The organism is bacterium (assembly GCA_023135785.1).
Lineage (GTDB): Bacteria > CAIJMQ01 > CAIJMQ01 > CAIJMQ01 > CAIJMQ01 > CAZNJA01.
Genome location: JAGLSL010000068.1, coordinates 1 through 4,729, shown reverse-complemented (window position 1 = coordinate 4,729; position 4,729 = coordinate 1). Strand labels below are relative to the sequence as shown.

Annotated in this window: 4 protein-coding genes; all 4 read left to right on the top strand. The window is 36.9% G+C overall.

Annotation, left to right across the window (positions count from 1 at the left end; all coding sequences use genetic code 11):
* Nucleotides 1-805, top strand: an 805-nt coding sequence (locus tag KAS42_05235) for a V-type ATP synthase subunit A (protein MCK4905620.1), incomplete at its 5' end; no start/stop codon positions are given.
* A gap of 63 nt (nt 806-868) precedes the next feature.
* Nucleotides 869-2,278, top strand: coding sequence for a V-type ATP synthase subunit B (locus KAS42_05230; protein ID MCK4905619.1), 1,410 nt, complete (start codon nt 869-871; stop codon nt 2,276-2,278).
* Between the two features lie 217 nt (nt 2,279-2,495).
* On the top strand, nt 2,496-3,842 hold the full coding sequence (mgtE, locus tag KAS42_05225; GenBank protein ID MCK4905618.1) for a magnesium transporter: 1,347 nt from the start codon (nt 2,496-2,498) through the stop codon (nt 3,840-3,842).
* A 123-nt stretch (nt 3,843-3,965) separates the two neighbouring features.
* The gene (locus KAS42_05220; protein ID MCK4905617.1) at nt 3,966-4,655 is read left to right on the top strand and encodes an HNH endonuclease; all 690 of its coding nucleotides are present in this window, start codon (nt 3,966-3,968) and stop codon (nt 4,653-4,655) included.
* The last annotated feature ends 74 nt before the right edge of the window (nt 4,656-4,729 follow it).

The window sequence follows — 4,729 nt, the reverse complement described above, 5'->3', positions numbered from 1 at the left end:
TGAAGCCGTAAGGGAAATTTCAGGAAGATTAGAAGAAATGCCAGGCGAAGAAGGTTACCCTGCATATCTTTCTTCAAGATTGGCAGAGTTTTATGAGAGAGCAGGAAAAGTCCAATGTCTGGGAAAAGACAAAAGAACAGGCACCTTATCGGTAATAGGTTCGGTTTCACCTCCCGGAGGAGATTTCTCTGACCCGGTAGTTCAATCCACTTTAAAAGTAGTTAAGGTGTTCTGGGGATTAGAAGGTAAATTAGCATATGAAAGACATTTTCCTGCCATAAATTGGCTTACATCTTATTCTCTTTATGTTGACAATTTAGAAGAATATTATACAAAAGAATTTGAAAAAGACTGGGAAGAAATTAAAAAAGAATGCATGCGTATCCTGCAAGAAGAAGCAAACCTTCAAGAAATAGTAAGACTTGTAGGCGTAGAAACACTTTCCGGCAGGGATAGATTAATACTGTATACTGCAAGCTCCATAAGAGATGATTTTCTCCATCAGAACGCATTTGATGATATTGATACATACACAACCCTTAAAAAACAATATCTAATGGTTAAGACAATATTATATCTACATCATAAAATGTCTGATGCAATCCAAGAAGATATCTCTATAGAAAAACTTCTGATATTAAAAGTAAAGGATGATATTACAAGCATGAAAAGAATTCCCAACAAAGAGGAGAAGAAATTTTCCGATATACAAAATAAGATTGACAAAGAAATTGAGAAACTGAAGACAGAAAACAGAGAACAGAACACAGAAGACAAGGGACAGAAGACAAAAAAACATAACTAACCCCCATATTCTGATTTCTGTTGTCTGACCTCTGTCATCTGATTTCTTACATCTGAATAAAAAATGGCTAAAGAATATTTAACCCTAAGAGAAATATCGGGTCCTTTGGTACTTATAGAGGACATTTCGGGTGTGAAGTACGACGAATTAATAGAACTTACAACAGCATCCGGAGATAAACGCAGAGGAAAGGTATTGGAAGTTAGTTCCGATAAAGCTTTAGTCCAACTTTTCGAATCCTCAAGTGGCATAGATATAGCAAAAAGCCGTGTAAAGTTTTTAGGCAAGGGAATAGAATTGGGAGTATCTTTAGATATTCTTGGAAAAATTTTCAACGGCTTAGGAGAACCATTAGATGGTAGTTCTCAAATTATTCCCGAAAAATATTTAGATATCAACGGCAGTCCAATAAACCCAATTGCGCGGGATTATCCAAACGAATTTATACAAACTGGTGTATCCGCAATTGATGGATTAAACACGCTGGTAAGAGGACAGAAACTTCCCATATTTTCCGGTTCAGGGCTCCCCCACTCTCAACTTGCGGCACAAATAGTGCGACAAGCACAAATATTAGGTAAAAAAGAAGAATCTGCCCGTCCCGATGTTCCATCGGAACAAGCAGGCGGATTTGCGATTGTTTTTGGCGCAATTGGTATTACTTTTGAAGAGGTAGATTTTTTTATAAAAAATTTTCAGGAAGGCGCAGCAATGGAAAGAACTGTACTGTTTATAAACCAAGCCGATGACCCTGTAATTGAAAGAATTGCGGTTCCACGCACAGCTCTAACAGCAGCTGAATTTTTGGCTTTTGAACACGATATGCATGTACTTGTAATATTGACGGATATGACAAATTACTGTGAAGCACTAAGACAAGTTTCGGCCGCAAGAAAAGAAGTTCCGGGAAGAAGAGGATATCCGGGCTATATGTATACCGACCTGGCAAGTATATATGAGCGTGCAGGAAGAATAAAAGGCAAAAAAGGTTCAATTACGCAAATGCCTATCCTCACAATGCCGGAAGACGATAAAACACACCCCATCCCCGACCTTACAGGATATATTACCGAAGGGCAAATAATTCTCTCAAGGGATCTGCATAGGAAAGGTATTTATCCTCCGATAGACGTAATGCCTTCCTTATCACGACTTAAAGACAGAGGAATCGGAAAAGGCAAAACCAGGGAAGACCATTCAGACCTATTTAACCAACTTTTTTCTGCATACGCAAAAGGAAAACAGGCACAGGAATTATCTGTAATCATGGGGCAGGAAAGTTTATCCGAACTAGATAAAATTTATCTTGATTTTGCCCTAGCTTTCGAAAAAGAATATGTCCAACAGAACAAACTGCAGGCAAGAACAATAGAAGAAACACTACAACTTGGTTGGAAATTACTTGCAAAATTGCCTAAAGAAGAACTCAAACGAATCCGCCCCGAATTTATAGAAAAATATTTACCGCGTTAGATATTTAAACCAATCATTAAGGAAAAACAGCTGTGAAGAAAATAGCGAAAGTTTTTGAAGTGCTTATACTCGGTATGTTTTTAGAAACTTCTCACTTCATTCCCACCTCGGAGGTGGGAATAAAGTTGTAAAATCGGATTCCGTTAAAATAAAGATTGAAACCTTATTATTTTTTTTATATCATGATTTTATATTCTTGTATTAAAGAGGATCTCTGATGCAAAATAAATCGATTATTTACCCGGAAATAGAAGAAGTTTTGAAATTGCCCAATAAAGACGAGGAAATTCGAAAACTTTTCTTAGACTTGCATCCGCGGGAAATCTTTACGCTTTGTGAAGATTTGAAGCCGCAACAAAATGCTCAAATAGTCATTGCATTAAAAAGTCCTTTAGGTATTGAATTTTTTCAACAGTTTAAAACCAAACATCAACGGGGAATTTTCCGCCATTTCTCTAAAGAATGGATGGCTGATATATTGGAAGATATGGCTCCCGATGAAAGAACAGATTTTATAAAAACACTTTCCAAAGAACAAACCGAACAAGTACTGCCTCTTATCGCTCAAGCAGAGCGTAACGACATAAAAAAACTTCTTCAATATAAAGAAGGAACTGCGGGTTCAATACTTACCACGGAATATGCTTTTCTTTCACAAGATATTACAGCAAGTAAAGCCTTGAACCAACTTAGAAAACAAGCTTTTGACAGGGAAACTATTTATTATGTTTATGTTATAGATAGCGAACGGAAACTTCTCGGATTTATTTCTCTAAAAGACATCTTGATTTCAAACGGAAGTAAATTGATTAAGGACATAATGCATCTGAATATTATCAACGCACACATTGATGATGATAAGGAACAAGTGGCAAAAAAATTAGCCGACTATGACTTATTAGCAATACCTATCGTTGATACTGACAATAAACTAATCGGCATTGTAACTGTTGACGATGTAGTAGACGTTATACAGCAGGAGAATACCGAAGATATTTATAAATATGGAGCCGCAGGCGATTATGTTGACTATATGGGGTCCCCGCCCCGCATTATCGCCAAACACAGAATTCTATGGCTACTTGTGTTGGTTGCTATGGGTTTTGTGTCGGGAATGGTAATGGAGAAATATGCCTATCAGTTACAAGCAGTCGTTGCTCTCACCTTTTTTATACCACTTCTTTGTGGTTCTGGAGGAAACGCAGGGACTCAATCATCCACAGTTGTCATTCGAGGATTAGCAACCGGAGAAATTCAAATAAGAGATGTTCTTAAAATTTTCCTGAAGGAACTGTCAATAGGCGGAATAGTCGGCTTAGCCATGGGAATATTGGCAGCATTTAGAGCTCTGGTTTTAAATAAAGACCCTCTCCTGGCAATAACTGTGGGAAGCGCTATGATTGCAACGGTTATCGTAGCAACAACACTGGGAGCTGTGCTACCTCTATTGTTCAAAAAAATGAAACTGGACCCGGCTTTAATGTCCGGTCCGTTTATTGCAAGTATTGTAGATATAGTTTCGCTTTTGGTTTATTTTAGAATTGCCGTGCTGGTTTTTTCATAAAGCTCTAACAGCTTACAACGATGGCTTATTTTTTTAGATGAACTCCACAACGTAAAACATCGGAAAAATGTCTATGTTCCGATTAAATTGATAAAAAATTATTGCTATGTTATTATCCCGACCATGAATCTTTTAGAAGAAAAAGTATTGGTTTTAAATAAACTTTGGCAGGCAATTAATGTATGCAGCGCAAAACGAGCTATATGCTTTCTTTATACAGGACATGCCAAAGTCGTGGAATCTCAAAACAACAATTACGAATTGTACGATTTTCAAAAATGGTTGGAACATTCCCAAAATAATTTTTTATTCGGCAATGCAGCCAACAAGAAGATTCCAAATAACGGTTTTATCCATTCTGTTTCTTGTTCACTCAAAAAACCCAATATAATAATTTTAGGTTTTTATTTGGGTTATCCAAACTTGAGAATTAAGTTGTCCAGAGAAAATATTTATAAAAGAGATAAATATACCTGTCAATATTGCGATAGAAAATTAGACCAGAAAAAGCTAAATATTGACCACATCCTCCCCAGACATAGAGGAGGAAAAACCAACTGGACAAATGTTGTCACTTGTTGTTTTGGGTGTAATTTAAAAAAAGGCGGAAAATTTTTATCTGAAACAGACATGAAACTTTTACAAAAACCCCGCGCACCATTACGTTATCCTTTGCAAAATTTACATATAGAAAAACAAGGACATAAAAGCTGGACTCATTTCGTAGATTTTAATAAGTGGGAAATAGAGATAGGAGAAAACAGGGAACAGTTAACACCTGCCCGCTTCGTAGCAAGCGGGGAATACGGATGACAAGAGACAGACAACAGATGACAGAATGACAGACAACAGATAACAGATGACAGAAAACAGAGAACAGAATACAG

What these genes read in the sequence shown, in the direction of transcription:
- KAS42_05230 (MCK4905619.1), top strand. Translation starts at nt 869, where the DNA reads ATGGCTAAAGAATATTTAACCCTAAGAGAAATATCGGGTCCTTTGGTA.
- mgtE (MCK4905618.1), top strand. Translation starts at nt 2,496, where the DNA reads ATGCAAAATAAATCGATTATTTACCCGGAAATAGAAGAAGTTTTGAAA.
- KAS42_05220 (MCK4905617.1), top strand. Translation starts at nt 3,966, where the DNA reads ATGAATCTTTTAGAAGAAAAAGTATTGGTTTTAAATAAACTTTGGCAG.